The organism is Tenacibaculum aiptasiae (assembly GCF_008806755.1).
GTDB classification, from domain to species: domain Bacteria; phylum Bacteroidota; class Bacteroidia; order Flavobacteriales; family Flavobacteriaceae; genus Polaribacter; species Polaribacter aiptasiae.
The window spans coordinates 83,977-105,572 of sequence record NZ_WAAU01000014.1 but is presented as its reverse complement, the minus strand read 5'-3'; the positions used below and the strand labels follow the sequence as shown (position 1 = coordinate 105,572).

The window sequence follows — 21,596 nt, the reverse complement described above, 5'->3', positions numbered from 1 at the left end:
ATGAACTTAATAAACAATTTAAAAAGCTATTTTAAAACAAGAACAGAAGGAAATAACACCTTAAATGCTCCTGAAGGTGTATGCCCTAACTGCTGGGGAAAACAGGAGTGGGAAGGAGAATTTTACAAGAAGATTAAAGTAAATAATATTACACCAGAGCATAATACATATGATAATTTTATTCATGAAGTAGCCTCTAAACTTGATAAAATTACCTTAAAAGAAGATATTTTAATATGCGAAACTTGCAATGTAAGTTATAAAAATTAACAGCAATGGACTATTCTGATTTTAGAGAATCTCAACAATTTTTCAATACTAAAGATGGGAAAATAGCCTATATCGATCAAGGAACTGGACCTACCTTGCTTCTACTCCATGGAATTCCAACATCTGGTTGGTTATATAGAAAAATGATTCCATTATTAGTAAAAAAAGGATACAGAGTTATAGCTCCTGATATGCTAGGTTTTGGAACAAGTGATTCGCCCAAAAGCTATGATGCTTATATTGAAAAAAAGCAAGCAAAGCGAGTTTTAGCGTTAATGGATTTTCTAAAAATTAAAGAATGGACACATATTTTTCATGATGCAAGTGGTTTATGGACTTGGGAATTATGTAAACTGAGCCCTGAAAGAATAAAAAGACTTGTAATTTTAAACACAATTATATATACCGAAGGCTTCAAGCCTCCTATGCGATTTGGAAAAAATATTTTTACTAAAATAGTAATGTCATTATACACCTTTAAAATAACGAACAATCTTCTCATCAAAAATCTTTTTAAAATGGGACTTGTAGAGAACATACTATCCAAAACAGATTTAGAAGGATATCAAAAACCATTGTTAGAAGGTAAAAATAAAGCTATGTATTATTTTTTTTCTAGAACATGTCATAACCTTCCTAACTATAAAGAAGTATTAAACAAACTACAAATACCTACCATGGTTATTTGGGGAAAGGAAGATGAGTTTTTAAAATGGACTCCACAAGAAATGTTAGTTTCAAAAGATTTAAAAATTAATCGTAAGAATATTCATCAAATAGACGCTAAACATTTTATACAAGAAGAAAAACCAGAAGAAATTAGTAATTTTATCCATTCATTTATTCAAGATAATGAAGCTTAAAAACCACGATACTTTTAATACTGAATTGCCTGCTGATAAGATATTAGAAAATTCACGCAGACAAGTTTTAGATGCTTGTTTTTCTTATGTAGAACCTAAAAAAACGGCAAAACCACAATTATTGCATGTTTCCGAAGAAATGCTAGAAGCAATTGGTCTAACTTCAGAAGATGCTTCCTCTAACAAATTTCTAAATATATTTACTGGAAATGAAGTTATAGAAAACACACATCCATATGCAATGTGTTATGGCGGACATCAATTTGGTAATTGGGCTGGACAGTTGGGAGATGGACGTGCTATTAATTTAACTGAAGTTGTACACAATAATAAGCGTTGGGCAATTCAATTAAAAGGAGCTGGAGAAACTCCTTATTCAAGAACTGCCGATGGATTAGCTGTATTACGCTCGTCAATTAGAGAATATTTATGTAGCGAAGCAATGTTTCATTTAGGAATTCCAACTACTAGAGCTTTATCTCTAAGTTTATCTGGCGATCAAGTTTTACGTGATGTATTATACAATGGAAATCCTGCTTATGAAAAAGGAGCTATTGTTTCACGTTTAGCGCCAAGTTTTATTCGTTTTGGAAATTTTGAAATTCTAGCTGCACGCAAACAGTATTTAATACTTCAAGAGTTAGTTGATTACACTATAAAACATTTTTACCCAGAGATTACATCAACAGGAAAACAAAAATATCTTGACTTTTTAACGCAAATTCGCAATCGTACAATAGACATGATTGTACATTGGCAACGTGTTGGTTTTGTTCACGGTGTAATGAATACAGACAACATGTCAATACTAGGGTTAACTATAGATTATGGACCTTATGGCTGGTTAGAAGGTTATGATTTAGGATGGACTCCTAATACTACAGACAGGCAACATAAAAGATATCGTTACGGAAATCAATCACATATTGGACTGTGGAATTTATTCAAACTAGCCAATGCCTTATATCCTATTATTGAAGAAGTAGATCCTTTGCAAAAAATATTAGATGAGTATTCTGATATTTATAATGAAAAATATCTTCAAATGATGAAGTCTAAAATTGGAGTATTTTCTGAACATAAAGACGATAAAGAATTAATTGGTCGTTTAGAGGAAACATTACAACTAACAGAAACTGATATGACTATTTTCTTTAGAAAACTAGCCAATGTTTCTATTGAAGATAATGTTGATGTTGCTTTCAAAAAAGTTGAAAACACTTTTTATACACCCAATGAAATTACTCAAGAAATAAAAAATTATTGGGAAGACTGGTTTAATCGATATTTTAAAAGATTACAACAAGAAAACAGTTCTGACACTGAAAGAAAACAAAAAATGAATTCAGTAAATCCAAAATATGTTTTTAGAAACTATATGGCTCAATTAGCAATAGATGACGCTGATAAAGGCGATTATAAATTAATTGATGAATTCTACACATTATTTAAAAATCCTTATTCAGAACAACCAGAATTCGAAAAATGGTTTGCAAAACGACCTGAGTGGGCACGTCATAAAGTTGGTTGTTCTATGCTAAGCTGTAGCTCGTAAAACACTAAATTAATATTATTACAAAAACACCTCTTTGAATTATGAGGTGTTTTTTTATGCTCCAATTTTGCATCTGTAATATATATACAAGCATCAGTAAAATGTATACATACACCCTATCAAACCATTATAATTTTACACCATAAATAACTGAAAGTTAAAATCGTAAAATTTAAAATCAATGAAAAAACTAATAGCTTTTATATTCCTATTAACTACAATTAATGGAATTTCACAAAACAGAAACTGGAGTACAAAAACATCAAAAGATGGAAAAACTGTTGTTAAATATGACATTGTAAAAAACAATGGCAAAACACATATTTATTATACAGCAGAAACCAAAGGAGATGTTTCAATAGAAAAGATTGAAAACTATTTTTCCGTTTCAGAAAACCATAAACAATTTTTAGAAAACACTACAAAAAGCGAACAAGTAAAGAAAACATCCGATACCGAATGGACTACCTATTATTATTTTGATGCTCCTTGGCCAATGCCTAATAGTGATGCTGTCCTAAATTTTAAAACAACTAAAACAAATACTACAATTGCTTTTACAGGAACTTCAGCTCCTAAAAGTTATAAAACGATAGATGTAAAACGTATGGAAACATATAACATCAAATACAGTTTTGAAAAAATTAATGACAATTCCACTAAAGTTATCATCTCGGCAGATTTTGTTCCTATTGGCTCAGTACCAAAATGGTTATTAAAAGGTTGGTTTCCTAAAGGACCCGCTGGAATTGCAAGTAGATTACTAAAAGAAGCTTCTAAACAGTAAAATGTATACATCAATCTGTAATATATATACACCTAACCCACTCATGTACAATAATTTTGCATTGTAAACAACAATTAAATAAAACATAAAAACATATATCATGAAAAAAGTAGCATTAATCACTGGAGCTAGTAGTGGAATTGGGAAAGAATTAGCTATAATTCATGCTCAAAAAAAAGGAGATCTAATTCTGGTTGCTAGAAGGTTAGATAAATTAGAAGAACTTAAAATTGAATTAGAAGTAAAATTCGGCATCACCGTTATAACCATAGCTAAAGATTTAAGCATACCAAATGCAGCTAAAGAACTATATAATGAAATTCAAGAAATGAACGTTCAGGTTGAGTTCTTAATAAACAATGCAGGTTTTGGTTTACGTGGTAAATTCCATGAATTGCCTTGGGAACGTCAACAACAAATGATAAACTTAAATATGATTGCTTTAACAGAGTTAATGTATTTATTTTTACCAGCAATGGTAGCTCGCAATAGAGGTAAAATTTTAAACACTTCATCAACAGCTTCTTTTATGCCTGGGCCTTTACAAGCTATTTACTTTGCAACTAAATCATATGTTACTTTTTTAAGTAATGCTATTGCAGAAGAATTGCACGATACCAACGTTACTGTAACCAACTTAATGCCTGGCGCTACTGAAACTGAATTTGCAAAAACTTCTGGTATGGATGAAACAGGATTATTTGAAAAAACGGTAACTGCAAAATCTGTAGCTGAAGATGGTTATAAAGCAATGGAACAAGGGAAATTAGATGTTGTTTCTGGATTAACTTTTAGCCAAAAGTTAATGATGAAATCAATTCCTTTTACACCTAAAAAGACCATCTTAAAACAAATACGCAAAATGCAAGAAGTCTAAATAGTGTATATTGTATTATAAATTAAAACTTGATTAGCGTTTAAAGAGACATGAAAGAAATAATTCATATAAAATCTATTACTGAAATTAATAAAACCTTTGGTTCACCAGCTCCGAAACACCCATTAATTGCCATTATGTGGGCTAAAGATTTCCCAGATTTTAGTCAATTTTATGGTATTAAATACAACTCTGATTTATTTACAGTATCTCTAAAAGATGGTATTGAAGGTGTAATGGGATATGGACGTAACAATTATGACTTTCAAGAAGGAACAATGGTTTTCTCTAAACCTAATCAAGTAGTTTCAATAGAAGAAAAAAAAGTAGCCAAAGATGCTAAAGGATGGACCCTAATATTCCACCCAGATTTAATTAGGAAATCTGAATTAGGTAAAACGATAAATCAATATTCATTTTTTGATTACGAAGTACACGAAGCACTACACTTATCTGAAGAGGAAAAAGATATATTAACCGACTTAGTACAAAAAATTGAATTAGAAGTTAATCAAAATATCGATAAGCATAGTCAGAAGTTAATTATATCTACCCTTGAACTTATTTTAGATTATTGTAATCGTTATTACGACCGTCAATTTTATGTTCGTACCAATCTTCATCAAGATCATGTAACAGAACTCGCAACATTACTTCGTGAATATTTTTCATCAGACAAACCTTCAAAACTGGGACTTCCATCGGTAAAGTATTGTGGCGAACAATTAAACATGTCTCCAAACTATTTAAGTGATTTATTAAAAAAAGAAACAGGGAAAAGTGCTAAAGATCATATTTATGCTTTTGTAGTAAACAAAGCAAAAAACAAACTATTAGGCACAACAGATTCTGTTAGTGAAATTGCTTACGATTTAGGTTTTGAATACCCACAACATTTCAGCAAACTTTTTAAAAAACAAACAGGAACAAGCCCCGCAAAATACAGATCTCAAAATTAAAAATCATGAAAAGAGTAATTATTACGGGATCTACCGGTATGGTAGGAAAAGGCGTATTATTAGAATGTTTAGATGATGTCAATATTGAAAAAGTATTGGTAATTAATCGTTCTACTTTAAATATCCAACACTCAAAGTTAGAAGAAGTTTTACTAAAAGATTTTTCACAACTATCATCTATCAAAGATAAATTGATAGGCTATGATGCTTGTTTCTTTTGTATGGGGATTTCTTCCGTAGGGATGAACGAAGAAAAATACACACAAATTACATTCAATATTGTCAAGGTTTTTGCTGATGTTTTGCATAAAATAAATCCAAATATGGTTTTCAATTACGTTTCTGGTGCTGGAACAGATAGCTCAGAAAATGGAAGTAGTATGTGGGCTCGTGTAAAAGGAAAAACTGAAAATTATATTTTTAACAAAGGATTTAAAGATGCTTATGCATTTCGCCCTGGAGCCATCATTCCAGAAAAAGGAATCAAATCGAGAACCAACTGGTATAGTATTATTTATATACTTCTAACTCCTTTTTTTGGTTTAATGAAAAAATCAAAAAACATTACAACTACTACAAAAATCGGTTTAGCGATGATAAACTCTTTACATCATACACAAATCTTAAAACATTTAGAAAATAAAGACATAAATGTCTTAGCTGAAAAGCTTTCTTAACTCATGAAAAAACTTTTTAAAAAAATGACAATCGCAGTTATTTCAATAATTGCAATTTTTATAATTGCATACCTACTATTTGTTAATTTCAATCCAGTATTTGGAGGAAATGTTTCAAAAGAATTGCAAGCAGAATATGTAAAATCTAAAAACTATAAAAACGGTAAATTTCATAATATTGGAGGGATAGAGCAAAAAATGACATTTGACAAAACCATCGACATTTTAAAACAAATGTTATTTGAAAAATTTCCGAATGCTAAACCTAAAAAAGAACTTCCAATATTAAAAGCTGATTCTACTAATATTGCTAATTATAAAGAAGCAAGTAGACTTCTTTGGTTTGGACATTCAGCATTTTTATTACAAACCAATAATAAAAACATTCTAATAGATCCAATGCTTACAGAAATGCCTTCTCCTATTTCAAGAGATGCGCAACGAAGATTTAATAAAGAAATTCCAATTGAAATTGAACAGCTTCCCAAAATAGACATTATCCTAATTTCACACGATCATTATGATCATTTAGATTATGAATCTATTAAACGTTTAAAAAATAAAGTAGCACATTATATCGTTCCTTTAGGAGTTAGTACACATTTAAAAGCTTGGGGAATACCTGATAATAAAATTACTGAACTAGATTGGTGGCAAGAAATTGATTATAAAAACATAAAATTTGTTTGTACTCCTTCCCAACATTTTTCGGGAAGAAGATTCGAAAATAACGGAAGTACATTATGGAGTTCTTGGGTTATTAAAACTGAAACAGATAATTTATTTTTCAGTGGAGATAGCGGTTACAATTCGCATTTTAAAGAAATTGGAAACAAATATGGTCCTTTTGACTTAGCCTTAATGGAATGTGGACAATACAATAAAATGTGGCCTGAAATACATATGATGCCAGAAGAAACTGTACAGGCTGGAATAGATGTACAAGCAAAAAAAATGATGCCTATTCACTGGGGAGCATTTCGTTTAGCTATGCACGATTGGAACGATCCTGTTATAAGGGTTTCAAAAAAAGCAGCGGAGCTCAACCTCCCTTTAGTTGTTCCTAAAATAGGTGAACCAATCATAATTGAAGATAAAATTAAAGCGTATTCAACATGGTGGAATAACGAATAAAAATACTTTTTGTAAATTGATGGCTTATGACATACGAATTCAAAGAAATTATTCAACAAACTATACGAAACCAACAAAACAACATTCATAATGTTTTGGCTACTGTAGTTGATTTAGATGGATCTTCCTATAGAAAACCAGGTGTTAGAATGTTACTTTCTTCCGACGGAAACATGATAGGTGCAGTAAGTGGTGGTTGTGTAGAAAAGGAAGTACAAAGAAGAGCACAAACAGTTTTTGAAACTGGAGTATCTAAAATAATAACTTACGATGGTCGCTATCGATTAGGTTGTGAAGGTATTTTGTACATACTACTTGAGCCTTTTAAAATTTCTTCAGAATTTATAAATGTATTTACCAACAGTTTAGAAAATAGAGAATCATTTAATATTCAATCTTTTTATAAAAAAGAAGATGAAGCATACGGAAACTTTAGTTCTATAATTAAATTTCAAAACAATAAAAACTTTTCTTTTTTTGAAGGAAATGAACCTGCAAACTTTAAAGATTTACAAGTATTCTCTCAAACCTTATCCCCATTATTTCGTTTATTGATTATTGGAGGAGAACACGATGCTGTAAAACTATGCAAACAAGCTGTACAACTAGGCTGGGAAGTTGATGTAGTTACATCAATTAAAGACCCAAAACAATTATCTGATTTTCCAGGAGCAAAATCGGTAATAGCACAAACTCCAGAAGTTATCGATTTGAAAAACATTAACCAAGATACAGCTGTGGTTATTATGAATCATAATTTCACATACGACCTACGTTGGTTAATTAAACTACAAGAACAAAACCCTGTTTATATAGGAATTTTAGGAGCAGCCAAACGACGAGAAAAACTATTCAATGAGCTGTTTGAATTTTCTCCTGAAGTATCCGACAATTTCCTTGAAAAAATCCATACCCCAGCCGGATTAAACATTGGCGCAGAAACACCCGAAGAAATAGCCTTGTCTATTTTAGCAGAAATACTATCAGTAATTCGTAAAAAAGAGGTGTTCTCATTAAAAAAAGTAACAGGTCGAATTCATAGTTAACTATATGCAAAAAACCGCAATTATCTTATTAGCAGCAGGAAATTCATCAAGAATGGGAACTATAAAACAAGCACTTCCATATAAAAAAACAACTCTTTTAGGTTGGTCTCTTAAAACCGCAATACAATCAAATGCTAATAGTGTTTTTTGTGTTTTGGGAGCTAATAAAAAAACTTTAGAGAAAATAGTACAGAAAAACGAAGTTCCTATCATTATAAATCCGAATTATAAAAAAGGGTTAAGCTCAAGTATAATTGCAGGCATACTTCAAGTTGAAAAAAACTATGATAATGTATTAATTATGTTGGCTGACCAACCAAATATTACCAGTGAATATCTTAATGAGTTAATCAAAACATCTTCTGAAAATCCAGAAAAAATTATAGCTTCAAACTATAATGAAAAAGCAGGAGTTCCTGTAGTTTTTCCAAAAGCATATTTTAATGATTTAAAAACATTAAAAGGAGACAATGGTGCAAAGATGTTTTTGAAAGAAAATCTTTCCACAATTATTAAAATGCCTCCTACTAATTTGGTTGATATTGACACACTTAAAGATTATAAAAACTTAATCGATTCTTAGCTTTTAAAACAAGCTGCTAAAACCGTTTATTTTATAGCCACTTTGTAGCTCTAATGGTAAAAAAGAGGTAAATTTACACTACTAAACACCGAACCATGAATTCAGTAAAATCATTTCTATATTTTATAACAATTATGTTGCTGATTGGTTGTGCTTCTTACAATGCAAAGTATGCTGATAAGACAGCTCCAAAAACAGTAACTACCAATAAAAAAATAGCACATTCCTTTTATTTAATTGGAGATGCAGGTAATGCAGAAATGGGAAAAACAATCCCGTCTTTAACCTACTTTCAAGAAGCCTTAAACAAATCAGATAAAAATTCGACAGCTTTATTTTTGGGTGATAATGTATATCCTTATGGAGTACCTAAAAAAAGTAGTAAAGAAAGAGCCTTAGCTGAACATAGAATACAAACACAAATTAATGCTGTAAAAGACTTCAAAGGGAAACCAATTTTTATTCCTGGGAATCACGATTGGTATAACGGATTAAAAGGATTAAAGCGTCAAGAAAAAATAGTAGAAAAAGCCCTAGGTAAAAATTCTTTTTTACCAGAAGATGGTTGTGGTTTAAAAAAGGTTGAAATAAACGATGACATAACATTAATTATTATTGATAGCCGTTGGTTTATTGCCGATTGGGACAAACACCCAACTATTAACGAAGACTGTGATATTAAAACTCGTGAACGTTTTATTGATGAAGTTTGGGGATTATTTAAAAAGAACCGTTACAAAAATGTTGTGGTAGCAATGCATCATCCAATGTTTAGTAATGGACCTCATGGAGGAAGTTATTCTTTTAAAGACCATATGAAACCATTTCCTATTTTAGGAACATTAAAAAACGGATTACGTACTCATGTAGGAATTCAAACCGATATTTTTAATAAAAACTACACTGATTTTGTAAAACAACTACAAACTATTGCTGGTGACTTTAGACAAAATATTGTTTTTGTATCTGGTCATGAACACAATTTACAATATATTGAAGACAACCCAGTAGACGAAAATATTCTTAATTACGGGAAATTCAAACAAATAATTAGCGGTTCAGGCTCAAAAGAGTCAGCTGCCTTAGCAAACTATGGAGCTCAATTTACTTATGGAAATCATGGATATGCTATTTTAAATTATTATACAGATGGTTCTGCTATTGTTGAATTTTATTCGGCAAATGAAAAAGATGGAAACAAATTATTATTTAGCAAGGAAATTATAAAACCTAAAAAAACACAAGAGTATAATAGCTTCCCAGAATATGACGCTCACAAAGAATTCGTAGAAACATCTATTTATGATAAAGAAAGTACAGAAGTAAGTGGCTTCCATAAATTTATGTGGGGCGATTTACATAGAGAAAAATATGGCAAAAAGGTAAAAGTTCCTGTTTTAGAACTTGACAAAGTTTACGGTGGTTTAAAACCAATTCGAAGAGGTGGAGGAAATCAAACCAACTCACTACGATTAGAAAATCCAGATGGTAAACAATATGTTTTACGATCTATTGTAAAAGATGGAAGTCGTATTATGGGTGGTATTTTAAAAGGTACATTTTTAGTAGATGTAGTTCAGGATATCTTTACCATGTCGCATCCTTATGCAGCATTTGTTATTCCAGATATGGCTAAATCGGTAAATATTTACCATACCAACCCTAAGTTATATTACATGCCTAAACAACCAATTTTAGGGCAATACAATGATATTTTTGGAGGAAGTTTATACTTACTAGAAGAACGTCCTGCTGGAGATAGGAGCGAATTAGACAACTTTGGAAACTCAAAGAAAATAGTAAACACCTTTGATGTTTTAGAGAAAATAAGAAAGAATGGTAAACACTCAGTTGATCAAGATTGGGCTATACGTTCTCGTTTGTTTGACATGGTTATTGGTGACTGGGATAGGCACGAAGACCAATGGCGTTGGGCTTCTTTTAAAACTGATGATGGAAAAACTTTTTATCGCCCTATTCCAAGAGATAGAGATCAACCTTTTTCTAAATTTGATGGAGTTATGATTCCACTTTTTCAACAGTTTGCTCCTTTAGTAAAAAACATGCAAACTTTTGAAGATGATATTAAAGACATGAAATGGTATAACAACTACCCTCGATTCTTTGATGCTGAATTTTTAAATAAATTAACTCTAGACGATTGGTATAAACAAGCCGATTACATTCAAAAGAACTTAACTGATGAAGTAATTGAAAATGCTATTAAACAACTACCTAAATCTATTTATGATATTGATGGTGAAGAAACCATTGCTAAAATAAAAGCACGTAGAAACAAGTTAAAAGATATAGCTAAACGTTATTACGAAAAACAAGCAAAAATTGTTTATGTAGTTGGAACTGATAAAAAAGATAAATTTATTATCAAACGTTTAAATGATGATGAAACCAATGTAACTGTATTTAGAAAAGATAACGAAATTTACAATCGTACATTTAAAACAAAAGAAACTAAAGAGGTACAATTATATGGTTTAAATGGTGATGATGAATTTTTAATTTCAGGAGATGTAAATGATGGTATTTTATTAAGAATCATTGGTGGACAAGATCATGATGTTTATACAGATGAATCTAAAGTTTCTGGATGGAGTAAGAAAACAAAAATCTACGATTACAAATCGAAGAAAAACACAGTAAATCCAAGTTCTGAAACTGCCGATTTACGTTCTGATAATTACTTCAAAAACACGTACAATCACCGTGATATTAATAATAACACAACCGTAGTTTTTCCTAATATAGGAAGCAACCCTGATGATGGTTTCTTTTTCGGAGCTACGCTTACATATACCAAACAAGGATTTAAAAAACGCCCATTTGGAAGTCAACATATAGTTTCTGCAAATTATTACTCATCAACAAGTGGTTATGATGTTGAATACAATGGAGAATTTACTGAGTTTATTGGAAACTGGAGTTTACATTTAAAAGCAAAAGTTACTAGCGACAATTATTCTATCAACTTCTTTGGATGGGGTAATGACTCTTCATTCTTAATGCCTACTGGAGACATGGATGAGGATTTAGATTTTTATAGAGTAAAAAGAAGCGAATTAAGCTTTACTCCTTCATTATTAAGAAGGCTTAGAGGTGGTAGTATTGTAAAACTATCAGCTTCTGTTGAAGGTTATGAAATTCAAAACACTCCAAATAGAAATATTACCAATTTTAATCAATCACCAATTAATATTTTCGACACAAATTATTTCTTAGGTGGTGAATTAAGCTTTACTCATAATCGAGTAGATAATGCTAGTTTTCCTACGAAAGGAATGAATTTTGAAGCATCTATTGGAGCTAAAACAAAGTCGGATGATTTTGATAGACGTTTTGGATATATTAAAAGTTCATTAGCTTTTTATCAAAACTTGGTACAAAACCGTTCTTTAGTTTTTGCTTCAGAAATTGGAACTCACATCAATATTGGAAATAGATTTGAATTTTACCAAGGAGCAACTTTAGGTGGTGATAAAAGCTTAAGAGGTTTTAATCGTCAACGTTTTACCGGTACAGAAAGCTTTTACCATTCAAATGATTTACGTTTACGTTTTGGACGCTTAAACACTGGTATTATGCCAATGAAAATAGGAATCACTGGAGGATTTGATTATGGACGTGTTTGGTCTCCATACTCTCCAAACTCTACTACTTGGCATACAAGTTATGGTGGATCTGTTTGGTTAAGTGGTATCGATTTATTCACCATGAATATCTCATATTTCCAAGGAAACTCTAACGAAGACAGATTTGCCTTCGGAATTGGATTCTCTTTTTAATTCGTAATTATTAACTTAAAATATAAAGACTTTACATTGCATTCGTAAAGTCTTTTTTCTTCTTATGATAACACAACAAACTATATTAATTTCTGGAGCTATTTTCGGAATGTTAGCTGTAATTTTTGGTGCTTTTGGAGCACATGCTTTAAAAAAGATATTATCAGACGATCAATTAAAATCGTTTGAAACTGGAGTAAAATATCAAATGTATCATGCAATTGTATTGCTTTTTGTAGGTACAAACTTTTCTACTCCAAATCAATTAATGGGTTGGTCTTTTATTTTAGGAATCATCCTTTTTTCTTTTAGCATTTACGGTTTGGTATTGTCTGATGCAAAAGGTAAAAAAATGAAGTTTTTAGGGCCAATTACTCCTTTAGGTGGCTTATTATTAATTGTTGGTTGGGCAATGATGTTATTGAGCTTTATTTAAGCTAAACTCATACAACATTCCTCCTTCTAAATGGTCTCTCTCATCAGCAATAAAGAGGGTATTGTTATCTTTAAAAGCAACACTCTCTTTTTGAGAAACATGTCCTAAAGGAAGTTCTTTTACATCTCCTGACATAAAATTATCACCTGTAAAATTTGTAAATACATAAACCGATTGGTGATTTAACAAAACAACTTTTTTCCCATCTGGTGATATTGCTGCGGAAGTAATCCAACAATGAAAATCGCTACAAGCTTCAAAAGATGAAACATATTTTGCTGTGTAACGTCCTTTTACTGCTGGAATTTTATATAAACTAGTTTCTCCGTAGTTTCCTTTTACTCTGCTTTTAGTAAAAATGTATAACGAACCATCTTTATACAACAAGCTTTCAGCATCAAAAAAACGTTTCTTCTTTTTAGGTGGAAACTTTTCCTGATTAGGATATGAGAACTTTATTTTTTCAACATCAACCTCATCATTATTTAATAAATCTTCATTCTTAATTTTCAAGATTTTTAAATTCTTTCTCTTGTTACCATTGTTACCAAAATCAGCAATATACAAGTTCCCTTCATCATCAGAAGTAAGATCTTCCCAATCGTGGTTTTTAGCGTTTACAACTACTTCTCTTATAATATTTCCTTTGGTATCAACACCGTAAATAACAGGAGCATTCCCACTATCATTAAGCATCCATAATAAATCTGAATTCTTAATTTTTTGAACTCCAGAAACTTCTTCTAAAATATCGGGTAAACTGGCTAATACTTTTAATTGTCCAAAATTTTGACAACTAGCAATTAACAAAAATGATAGTAGAATTAGGCTTTTTTTTATCATTATAAAATGAGTTGAATTAACAATTTCTAAATTGTATGAGTTAGAAAAACACAACAATCTAATTACTTAAAGTAAGCAACTACATTTTCTATTTTTTATTATAATTGATTCTTGATTTTTTGCAATTCAGCTTTAACCGCTTCTAATCGACTAATAATTTCGTGGTTATTAACAACCTCTTTAGGATTTTTCTTTAGTTTTTGCCTCGCACCATCTAAAGTAAAACCTCTTTCTTTGACTAAATTGTATATTAATTTGAAGTTTTCAACATCTTCTTTGGTAAATAACCTATTCCCTTTTGCATTCTTTTTAGGTTTAATTACTTCAAATTCATTATCCCAAAAACGTATTAAAGAAACATTTACTCCAAAAGCTTTGGCTACTTCTCCAATCTTATAATATCTTTTATCAGGTAAATCAATATACATTATTCATAGCCAATTAATGATTAATCGTAAGATTGTCCTTTTTGTTGAGATGCTTTTTGCATTGCTACGAACTCTTCAGGAGTTAAATCGCCATAGTAGTAATAAATAGGATTTACAGCTCTCCCGTTTTTGTGTACTTCATAATGTAAGTGAGGAGCAGCAGAACGCCCAGTATTTCCAACATAACCAATTAAATCGCCACGTTTTACTTTCTGCCCTTTCTTAGCTACAATCTTACTCATGTGTGCATAAATAGTTTCGTAACCATATCCATGATCTATATAAACTACTTTTCCAAAAGTAGAACTACGATGTGCTTTTTTAATCTTACCATTTCCAGAAGCAAAAATTGGAGTACCAGTTGGTGCAGTAAAATCCATACCGTTGTGCATTCTCCAAGATTTTAATATTGGGTGCAAACGCATTCCATAACCAGAAGCCATTCTTTTTAAATCCTCGTTTTTCACAGGTTGAATAGCTGGTATCGAAGCCAACATTTTTTCTTTTTCTTTTGCTAAAGAAACAATTTCATCTAAGGACTTAGATTGTACCACCATTTGTTTAGCTAATACATCTAAATCTTTAGTCACATTTTTTACCATTTCAGAATTATCAAATCCTTCTAAATGTTTATATCTATTTACTCCACCAAACCCTGCTTTACGCTGTTCTTCTGGAATAGGACTTGCTTCAAAATAAGTTCTGTAAATATTATTATCACGTTCTTGTAACTCTCTTAAAACATTAGAACTCTCTTCCATTTTCTTTGAAAGTAACTCATAGTGTAATTTCAAATTATCTAACTCTCTCTTTTGAGCTCTTTCTTTAGGCGACATTAAGAATTGGCTAAACCCAATAAAACCGAAAAATGCAATTAATAAAGCACTTATAATTCCTAAAAAAGATTTCTTATAAGTTTCGCTTTTTTTAGCTTCTATTTTTCGATATGATAAAGTCTCTGGGTCGTAATAATATTTTACTTTCGCCATAATGCTAAATGTACTATTTTTGTGCTCTTTAAACGAGCAACTTGTTTTAAGGGGTTATGTTTAGAAACTCACAAATTTACAAAATGTTTTAAAACTTCTTTTCTAAAGCAGTTTTTTAATGATAATTTAACAGAATTAAGATACTAGAGTTGTATGAAATCTCAGGATATTAGAGCTAAATTTTTAGAATTTTTTAAATCAAAACAACACGACATCGTTCCTTCGGCACCTATGGTGTTAAAGAATGATCCTACTTTAATGTTTACCAACTCTGGTATGGCGCCTTTTAAAGAGTTTTTCTTAGGGAATGCCACTCCAAAAAATAATCGAATCTCAGATTCTCAAAAATGTTTACGTGTTTCTGGTAAGCATAACGACTTGGAAGAGGTTGGTTATGATACTTATCACCACACCATGTTTGAAATGTTAGGAAACTGGAGTTTTGGTGATTACTTTAAAAAAGAAGCAATTGCTTGGGCTTGGGAATTATTAACCGAAGTTTATAAAATAGATAAAGACATTTTATATGTAACTGTTTTTGAAGGTGACGAAAAAGACGGTACTAAAATGGATCAAGAAGCATACGATTTATGGAAACAATACATTTCTGAAGATCGTATCTTAATGGGAAATAAAAAAGATAATTTCTGGGAAATGGGGGATCAAGGTCCTTGTGGTCCATGTTCAGAAATTCATGTTGATATTCGTTCGGCTGAAGAAAAAGCTAAAATTGATGGTAAAACATTAGTTAACGAAGATCACCCTCAAGTTGTTGAAATATGGAACTTAGTTTTCATGCAATTCAACCGTAAAGCTAATGGTTCATTAGAAGATTTACCTGCTAAGCATATTGATACAGGTATGGGATTTGAGCGTTTATGTATGGTTTTACAAGATGTTCAATCTAATTATGATACAGATGTGTTTACACCGTTAATTAGAGAAGTTGAAACAATTACTGGAATTTCTTACGGTAAAGATGAAAAAATAGACATCGCTATTCGTGTAATTGCAGATCACGTTCGTGCCGTAGCTTTTGCTATTGCCGATGGTCAATTACCTAGCAATAATGGTGCTGGTTATGTAATTAGAAGAATTTTACGTAGAGCTATTCGTTATGGATTTACTTTCTTAAACAAAAAAGAACCATTTATATACAAGTTAGCGGAAACTTTATCTCACCAAATGGGAGATGCTTTTCCTGAAATTAGAAAACAATATTCATTAGTTCATAATGTAATTAAAGAAGAAGAAGCTTCTTTTTTAAGAACAATTTCTACTGGAATACTTAATTTAGAATCTAGTATTAAAGGTAAAAATATTATTAGCGATGTTTCTATTTCTCCTGTAGAAAAAACAGTTTCTGGTCAATTAGCATTTGAATTATATGATACTTATGGGTTTCCTGTAGATTTAACCCAGTTAATAGCTAAGGAATACGGATTTACAGTAGATCTTGATGGTTTTAATAACGAAATGAAAAAGCAAAAAGATCGTTCTCGTGCTGCATCAGCAAGTGAAACTGGTGACTGGATTGTATTAATTGAAGATGAAGTTGAAGAATTTGTTGGTTATGATACACTTAGTGTTGATGTAAAGCTAACTCGTTATAGAAAAGTTACTACCAAAAAAGATGGAGATCAATACCAATTGGTATTCAACATGACTCCGTTCTACCCAGAAGGTGGTGGACAAGTTGGTGACAAAGGTTATATTGAGTTTTCTAATGGTGATGTTATTTATGTAGTAGATACTAAAAAAGAAAACAACGTAATTATTCACTTTACTAAAAACCTTCCTAAAAACTTAAATGAAACGTTTAAGGCTGTTGTAAATGATGAATTTAGACGTTTATCTGCAAGCAATCATACTGCTACGCATTTATTACATCAAGCATTACGTTCTATTTTAGGAACACATGTTGAACAAAAAGGATCGTTAGTTAGCCCAGATTATTTACGTTTTGACTTTTCTCACTTCTCAAAAGTAGACAAAGATCAACTACAAGAAATTGAAGAATTTGTAAATGCTCGTATTCGTGAAAACTTACCTTTAATAGAAAGAAGAAGTATTCCTATGCAACAAGCTATTGATGAAGGTGCAATAGCATTGTTTGGTGAAAAGTATGGAGATAGTGTTCGTGCTATTAAGTTTGGACAATCAATGGAATTATGTGGAGGTACTCACGTACAACAAACAGGTGATATTTGGTATTTCAAAATAAAATCAGAAGGAGCTGTTGCTGCTGGTATTAGACGTATTGAAGCAATTACTAACGTAGCTGTTGGAGAATATTTTGAAGATGTTGAACGTAATTTTACTGCTGTAAAACAGTTACTAAAAAACCCTAAAGATGTTGCTAAGTCTGTAAACAACTTACAAACTGAAAATACTGCCTTAAAAAAGCAAATAGAGCAGCTTTTAAAGGACAAAGCTAAAAACATGAAAGGAGACATTAAAAATCAATTAGAAGAAGTTAATGGTGTTCAGTTCTTAGCTACTAAAGTAGATTTAGATCAAAATAGTATTAAAAACCTAATGTTTGAATTAGGTGGCGAACACAAAAACCTGTTCTTATTATTTGCTACTTCAGCTACTCCAGAAAAAGCAATGTTAACTTGTTATATATCTAAAGAGTTAGCTAACGAACGTGGTTATGATGCTGGTAAGGTAGTACGTGAATTAGGAAAATATATCCACGGTGGTGGTGGTGGACAAAATTTCTTTGCTACTGCTGGTGGTAAAAACCCAGGAGGTTTACCTAAAGTATTAGATAAAGCTAAAGAATATGTAGTGTAACTACTAGTTTATAAAATCATTAAAAAAGGTTCAAAGAAATACAAACTTTGAACCTTTTTTATTTTTATGAAAAAAAAAATGGAAAAAGAATATAAAAATTTATTAGCTCCTATTGGCATCCCTATCATTCTCTATCTTCTTAAAGAAAAATTTGATTTTGATATAAACTTATACATAGATAAAATCCCTTCTAAATATTTTACAATTTTTCTTTCTTGCTTGTTAGTCTTTTTAATACTTAGCTTCTTTTTTAAAAAAACTAAAAAACATAGAGACGATAACATTATAATTTTTGCGAGTCAAAATGATTACTCAAGTAAAGATTCATCTATAGTGTTTCTAACTATTTTATCAATTGGATTATGCTTATATATAATGTTTACAAAATCTCCTAACATAAATATTATTCTACTATGGGCAATCTTATTTTTTCTAGGTGTCTCTAATAGTTTTTTAATAAAAACTGCCAGTTTTGAAATAAAAGAAAAATCTGTTTACTACAAAAGTGGAAAGGAAAAACGAATATTTAACCTTTTTAATTTAAAAGAATTAAATATATCTCCTAATGAGATTAGAGTTCTATATCATGATAATGAAAAATTAATTTCTTTCCTTGAAATTAAAGAAGAGGATTATAAAGAAATCAAATCTTGGTTTCAAAGAAATCTACCTGAAATTATAGTTTCAAAAAGTAAAGCCTTATAAAACTTTCGCTAAGGCTTCTTTATAAGTGCTAATTGCTCGTTCTCTTGCAAATTTGTGTTCTACCATTGGTTGTGGATAGGTAAGCTCTTCAAAATCTTTTACCCATTTCTTCACATACACTAAGTTTTTATCAAACTTTTTTAATTGTTCTGATGGATTAAAAACTCTAAAGTAAGGAGCTGCATCGCACCCTGTTCCTGCTGCCCATTGCCAATTCCCATTATTTGCAGACAAATCATAATCTAATAGTTTTTCTGCAAAATATGCTTCTCCCCAACGCCAATCGATAAGTAAATGCTTACATAAAAAACCGGCAGTTATCATACGTACTCTGTTGTGCATATACCCCGTTTCATTCAGTTCTCGCATTCCTGCATCTACCATTGGATATCCTGTTTCTCCATTACACCATTTTTCAAAATCCTCTTTGTTGTTTCTCCATGGAACTGCATCATACTTTTGCTTAAAATTATGAGTAACTACTTTTGGGAAATGATAGAGAATTTGCATAAAAAACTCACGCCAAATCAATTCATTTAAAAAGGTACTATTTAACTGAAGTGCTTTTTTTACCATTTTCCTTACGCTTACTGTTCCAAAACGCAAGTGTGGAGAAGTATAAGAAGTCGTGTTTTTTGAAGGGAAATCTCTAGTTTCATCATAAGTAGCTATTTGGGTTAAATTATAAGGCTTTACCCTTATAGCACTCTCTTTAAACCCAATAGTTTCTATGGCAGGAAACGCTTTTGAAATCTCTAAAAAATTAGAAAACTCAAGTTTATATTCTTGTGTATCTTCTTCTTCCTTAAAAACTTTTAACCATTTATTTTTATAAGGCGTATAAACGGTATAAGGAGTTCCGTCATCTTTAACAACCTCATCTTTTTCAAAAATTACTTGATCTTTAAACGAATTGAACTCTATTCCTTTCTCATTTAAAAAGGACTGTACTTGAGCATCTCGATGTATTGCATAAGGTTCGTAATCTTTATTTGTAAAAACCTTTGCTACCTCATACTCTTCAACTAATTTTTGCCAAACATCTATTGATTTTCCTTTTAAAACCAACAGTGATGATTGATGCTGTTTTAATGTTTCATCTATATTTTTTAACTCTTGATGAATAAAGTTTACACGAGCATCATCCTTAGGCAACTTATCAAGAATATCTTCATCAAAAATAAAAATAGGTAGCACTTTATAACCAGAACTAAGCGCTTTACTTAACGCCTTATTATCATTCAATCGTAAATCTCTACGAAACCAAAAAACAACTATCTTATTTTCCATTAAACAATTTTTCTAAAGTACTGTATCTGTGTTCGAAAATATTTTTAAGCTGTCTTTTTATAAAAACACTTTGTGCTATGTGTCCTAAAAAACCAAATGGAATTTTATACGAAATTTTGTCTTTCATTAATGTTTTTCCTTCTGATAATTCTTCAAACCAATGCTCGTGATGCCACATTTTATAAGGTCCAAAACGCTGTTCGTCAATAAAAAACTGTTCATCTTTAACTTGTGTTATTTCTGTAACCCAACTAGACTTTACACCTGGTAAAATTCCTACTTTATAAGTTATAATTTGCCCTGCATAGGCTTTTTTATCCACTTCAGATGTTATTTGAAACCCCATATGTGATGGTGTTATCTTTTCTAAATTTTGAGGAGCACTAAAAAAACTCCATGCTTTTTCAAGAGAAACATCCAACACCTGTTCTGTAGTTAAAGTATATATTCCTGAGTGTTTTTTGATTTGAACCACTTTACAACAGTTTAGTTATTTTACTACTCATAGGTTTTGTTATAGAATAAAACACATCTATCAACCTTCCCTCTTCATCCACAAGGTATTTTTGAAAATTCCATTTTACAGAAGAATTCATTTTTCCGTTTTTAGACTTTTGTGTAAGCCATTGATAAATTGGATGTTGATTTTCTCCTTTTACTTCTATTTTTTCTGTCATAGGAAAATCGACTCCATAGTTTAACCTACAAAATGATTGTATCTCTGTTTTTGTACCTGGTTCTTGAGCGCCAAATTGATTACATGGTAACCCTATAACCACTAATTTATCTTTATACTTTGTATACAACTCTTGCAATCCATCATATTGATTTGTAAATCCACATTTAGAAGCTACATTAACAAACAATATCTTTTTTCCTTTGTATTCCTTTAAATTCAAATCATCTCCTGATATTCCTTCTATTTTTAGCTTATACAAAGATTCTTTAGGTTCTTTTGTTTGTGCATTTCCTAAAAAACTAAATAGTGTCATAAGTATTGTTATTTTTAATAATTTCATTTACCTGATGGTTATTTTTTCTATTTCTAGATTGAATGATTCATTCTTTTTATTTCCTATAAGTATTGCCATTTCCTTTAACTGATCTCCAGAAAAATTCGCTAAATCTAATGTATATCCTCTAAATGACGGATAAAAGTCTGCTAAAGGTAATTCTATTTCTTGGTTTTCGGTAGTAGTTTGAAACTTATGCACATACCAAAAACGTTGACTTCTACTTGCTTTCAACCTTAACTGATATTCTTTACCGTCACCTTTTAAATTTAGCACAATTTTTGATTTTTCACCATCCAAATTGATAGCTAATGGTAATCTAGTCATTGCAAATCCGCCATTATTTTCTGTTGACACTTCTCCTGAAAAAACTGCTTTACCTTCTTTGTTTACCTCCATTGATGATTTCGATAATCCTCCCATAACCACATCGTTTGTGATATACCATTTTTGAGAATTTTGTGCTTTATCAAAAACCACAATTTCGTCACTAACAAAGAAAAAAACACTTATTAATATTAACCACTTCATTTTTTCTTATT

21 protein-coding genes are annotated in these 21,596 nt (G+C 30.8%); 14 read left to right on the top strand and 7 right to left on the bottom strand.

The genetic code is table 11. The features are described from left to right. The 12 genes from F7018_RS10110 to F7018_RS10055 all read left to right on the top strand — a co-directional run bounded on the left by F7018_RS10110 (position 1) and on the right by F7018_RS10055 (position 12,987). Positions 1 to 270, top strand: a complete 270-nt coding sequence (locus F7018_RS10110) for a hypothetical protein (RefSeq protein ID WP_150899947.1) — start codon at positions 1 to 3, stop codon at positions 268 to 270. A gap of 5 nt (positions 271 to 275) precedes the next feature. Further along, positions 276 to 1,133 (top strand): alpha/beta fold hydrolase, encoded by an 858-nt coding sequence (locus F7018_RS10105; RefSeq protein ID WP_150899946.1) that lies wholly within the window; start codon positions 276 to 278, stop codon positions 1,131 to 1,133. After that, entirely contained in the window at positions 1,123 to 2,688 is a 1,566-nt protein-coding gene (locus F7018_RS10100) for a protein adenylyltransferase SelO (RefSeq protein ID WP_150899945.1), read from the top strand. Before F7018_RS10105 ends, F7018_RS10100 begins: the two co-directional genes overlap by 11 nt. A gap of 181 nt (positions 2,689 to 2,869) precedes the next feature. Continuing rightward, on the top strand, positions 2,870 to 3,475 hold the full coding sequence (locus tag F7018_RS10095) for an SRPBCC family protein (RefSeq protein ID WP_150899944.1): 606 nt from the start codon (positions 2,870 to 2,872) through the stop codon (positions 3,473 to 3,475). Between the two features lie 100 nt (positions 3,476 to 3,575). Beyond that, positions 3,576 to 4,352 carry an SDR family NAD(P)-dependent oxidoreductase gene (locus F7018_RS10090; RefSeq protein WP_150899943.1) on the top strand — a complete coding sequence of 259 codons (777 nt, stop codon included), beginning with the start codon at positions 3,576 to 3,578 and terminating at the stop codon, positions 4,350 to 4,352. A 50-nt stretch (positions 4,353 to 4,402) separates the two neighbouring features. Further along, positions 4,403 to 5,311: a helix-turn-helix domain-containing protein gene (locus F7018_RS10085; RefSeq protein ID WP_150899942.1), complete on the top strand. Its 909-nt coding sequence runs from the start codon at positions 4,403 to 4,405 to the stop codon at positions 5,309 to 5,311. A gap of 5 nt (positions 5,312 to 5,316) precedes the next feature. Next, positions 5,317 to 5,988, top strand: a complete 672-nt coding sequence (locus F7018_RS10080) for an NAD-dependent epimerase/dehydratase family protein (protein WP_150899941.1) — start codon at positions 5,317 to 5,319, stop codon at positions 5,986 to 5,988. Between the two features lie 3 nt (positions 5,989 to 5,991). Next, entirely contained in the window at positions 5,992 to 7,122 is a 1,131-nt protein-coding gene (locus F7018_RS10075) for an MBL fold metallo-hydrolase (RefSeq protein ID WP_246175139.1), read from the top strand. A 26-nt stretch (positions 7,123 to 7,148) separates the two neighbouring features. After that, on the top strand, positions 7,149 to 8,168 hold the full coding sequence (locus tag F7018_RS10070; RefSeq protein WP_150899940.1) for an XdhC family protein: 1,020 nt from the start codon (positions 7,149 to 7,151) through the stop codon (positions 8,166 to 8,168). A 4-nt stretch (positions 8,169 to 8,172) separates the two neighbouring features. Next, positions 8,173 to 8,751 (top strand): nucleotidyltransferase family protein, encoded by a 579-nt coding sequence (locus F7018_RS10065; protein WP_150899939.1) that lies wholly within the window; start codon positions 8,173 to 8,175, stop codon positions 8,749 to 8,751. A gap of 95 nt (positions 8,752 to 8,846) precedes the next feature. Beyond that, complete coding sequence (locus F7018_RS10060) at positions 8,847 to 12,551, top strand: ShlB/FhaC/HecB family hemolysin secretion/activation protein (RefSeq protein WP_150899938.1); 3,705 nt, start codon at positions 8,847 to 8,849, stop codon at positions 12,549 to 12,551. A gap of 64 nt (positions 12,552 to 12,615) precedes the next feature. Further along, a complete protein-coding gene (locus F7018_RS10055) occupies positions 12,616 to 12,987 on the top strand; it encodes a DUF423 domain-containing protein (RefSeq protein ID WP_150899937.1) in 372 nt (123 codons plus the stop codon). Here F7018_RS10055 and F7018_RS10050 read toward each other — a convergent pair. From F7018_RS10050 to F7018_RS10040, 3 genes are all read right to left on the bottom strand, one after another. Further along, positions 12,970 to 13,830: a hypothetical protein gene (locus F7018_RS10050; RefSeq protein WP_150899936.1), complete on the bottom strand. Its 861-nt coding sequence runs from the start codon at positions 13,828 to 13,830 to the stop codon at positions 12,970 to 12,972. The genes F7018_RS10055 and F7018_RS10050 overlap by 18 nt on opposite strands. 98 nt (positions 13,831 to 13,928) lie before the next feature. Beyond that, on the bottom strand, positions 13,929 to 14,258 hold the full coding sequence (locus F7018_RS10045; RefSeq protein ID WP_150899935.1) for a MerR family transcriptional regulator: 330 nt from the start codon (positions 14,256 to 14,258) through the stop codon (positions 13,929 to 13,931). Positions 14,259 to 14,278: 20 nt separating this feature from the next. Further along, positions 14,279 to 15,247, bottom strand: coding sequence for a M23 family metallopeptidase (locus F7018_RS10040; RefSeq protein ID WP_150899934.1), 969 nt, complete (start codon positions 15,245 to 15,247; stop codon positions 14,279 to 14,281). A 153-nt stretch (positions 15,248 to 15,400) separates the two neighbouring features. Between F7018_RS10040 and alaS the strand changes: the two genes are divergently transcribed. Beyond that, positions 15,401 to 18,046 carry an alanine--tRNA ligase gene (alaS, locus tag F7018_RS10035; RefSeq protein WP_150899933.1) on the top strand — a complete coding sequence of 882 codons (2,646 nt, stop codon included), beginning with the start codon at positions 15,401 to 15,403 and terminating at the stop codon, positions 18,044 to 18,046. 66 nt (positions 18,047 to 18,112) lie between these two features. Beyond that, positions 18,113 to 18,751: a hypothetical protein gene (locus tag F7018_RS10030; protein WP_150899932.1), complete on the top strand. Its 639-nt coding sequence runs from the start codon at positions 18,113 to 18,115 to the stop codon at positions 18,749 to 18,751. Here F7018_RS10030 and F7018_RS10025 read toward each other — a convergent pair. Genes F7018_RS10025 through F7018_RS10010 form a run of 4 tightly spaced genes read right to left on the bottom strand, consistent with a single transcriptional unit; the run spans position 18,746 to position 21,585 of the window. Beyond that, complete coding sequence (locus F7018_RS10025; protein ID WP_150899931.1) at positions 18,746 to 20,041, bottom strand: cryptochrome/photolyase family protein; 1,296 nt, start codon at positions 20,039 to 20,041, stop codon at positions 18,746 to 18,748. The two genes, F7018_RS10030 and F7018_RS10025, sit on opposite strands and share 6 nt — an antisense overlap. Then, positions 20,031 to 20,516: an SRPBCC family protein gene (locus tag F7018_RS10020; RefSeq protein WP_150899930.1), complete on the bottom strand. Its 486-nt coding sequence runs from the start codon at positions 20,514 to 20,516 to the stop codon at positions 20,031 to 20,033. Before F7018_RS10020 ends, F7018_RS10025 begins: the two co-directional genes overlap by 11 nt. Before the next feature lies 1 nt (position 20,517). Continuing rightward, positions 20,518 to 21,060: a glutathione peroxidase gene (locus tag F7018_RS10015; protein WP_150899929.1), complete on the bottom strand. Its 543-nt coding sequence runs from the start codon at positions 21,058 to 21,060 to the stop codon at positions 20,518 to 20,520. Continuing rightward, positions 21,061 to 21,585 (bottom strand): CIA30 family protein, encoded by a 525-nt coding sequence (locus F7018_RS10010; protein WP_150899928.1) that lies wholly within the window; start codon positions 21,583 to 21,585, stop codon positions 21,061 to 21,063. Between the last annotated feature and the right edge of the window lie 11 nt (positions 21,586 to 21,596).

Excerpts from the sequence above, each read along its gene's own strand:
- F7018_RS10040 (WP_150899934.1), bottom strand. The coding sequence starts at position 15,247 with ATGGCGAAAGTAAAATATTATTACGACCCAGAGACTTTATCATATCGA.
- F7018_RS10065 (WP_150899939.1), top strand. The coding sequence starts at position 8,173 with ATGCAAAAAACCGCAATTATCTTATTAGCAGCAGGAAATTCATCAAGA.
- F7018_RS10050 (WP_150899936.1), bottom strand. The coding sequence starts at position 13,830 with ATGATAAAAAAAAGCCTAATTCTACTATCATTTTTGTTAATTGCTAGT.
- alaS (WP_150899933.1), top strand. The coding sequence starts at position 15,401 with ATGAAATCTCAGGATATTAGAGCTAAATTTTTAGAATTTTTTAAATCA.
- F7018_RS10100 (WP_150899945.1), top strand. The coding sequence starts at position 1,123 with ATGAAGCTTAAAAACCACGATACTTTTAATACTGAATTGCCTGCTGAT.
- F7018_RS10090 (WP_150899943.1), top strand. The coding sequence starts at position 3,576 with ATGAAAAAAGTAGCATTAATCACTGGAGCTAGTAGTGGAATTGGGAAA.
- F7018_RS10080 (WP_150899941.1), top strand. The coding sequence starts at position 5,317 with ATGAAAAGAGTAATTATTACGGGATCTACCGGTATGGTAGGAAAAGGC.
- F7018_RS10095 (WP_150899944.1), top strand. The coding sequence starts at position 2,870 with ATGAAAAAACTAATAGCTTTTATATTCCTATTAACTACAATTAATGGA.
- F7018_RS10105 (WP_150899946.1), top strand. The coding sequence starts at position 276 with ATGGACTATTCTGATTTTAGAGAATCTCAACAATTTTTCAATACTAAA.
- F7018_RS10075 (WP_246175139.1), top strand. The coding sequence starts at position 5,992 with ATGAAAAAACTTTTTAAAAAAATGACAATCGCAGTTATTTCAATAATT.
- F7018_RS10025 (WP_150899931.1), bottom strand. The coding sequence starts at position 20,041 with ATGGAAAATAAGATAGTTGTTTTTTGGTTTCGTAGAGATTTACGATTG.
- F7018_RS10015 (WP_150899929.1), bottom strand. The coding sequence starts at position 21,060 with ATGAAATTATTAAAAATAACAATACTTATGACACTATTTAGTTTTTTA.
- F7018_RS10010 (WP_150899928.1), bottom strand. The coding sequence starts at position 21,585 with ATGAAGTGGTTAATATTAATAAGTGTTTTTTTCTTTGTTAGTGACGAA.
- F7018_RS10060 (WP_150899938.1), top strand. The coding sequence starts at position 8,847 with ATGAATTCAGTAAAATCATTTCTATATTTTATAACAATTATGTTGCTG.
- F7018_RS10085 (WP_150899942.1), top strand. The coding sequence starts at position 4,403 with ATGAAAGAAATAATTCATATAAAATCTATTACTGAAATTAATAAAACC.
- F7018_RS10055 (WP_150899937.1), top strand. The coding sequence starts at position 12,616 with ATGATAACACAACAAACTATATTAATTTCTGGAGCTATTTTCGGAATG.
- F7018_RS10045 (WP_150899935.1), bottom strand. The coding sequence starts at position 14,258 with ATGTATATTGATTTACCTGATAAAAGATATTATAAGATTGGAGAAGTA.
- F7018_RS10110 (WP_150899947.1), top strand. The coding sequence starts at position 1 with ATGAACTTAATAAACAATTTAAAAAGCTATTTTAAAACAAGAACAGAA.
- F7018_RS10030 (WP_150899932.1), top strand. The coding sequence starts at position 18,113 with ATGAAAAAAAAAATGGAAAAAGAATATAAAAATTTATTAGCTCCTATT.
- F7018_RS10070 (WP_150899940.1), top strand. The coding sequence starts at position 7,149 with ATGACATACGAATTCAAAGAAATTATTCAACAAACTATACGAAACCAA.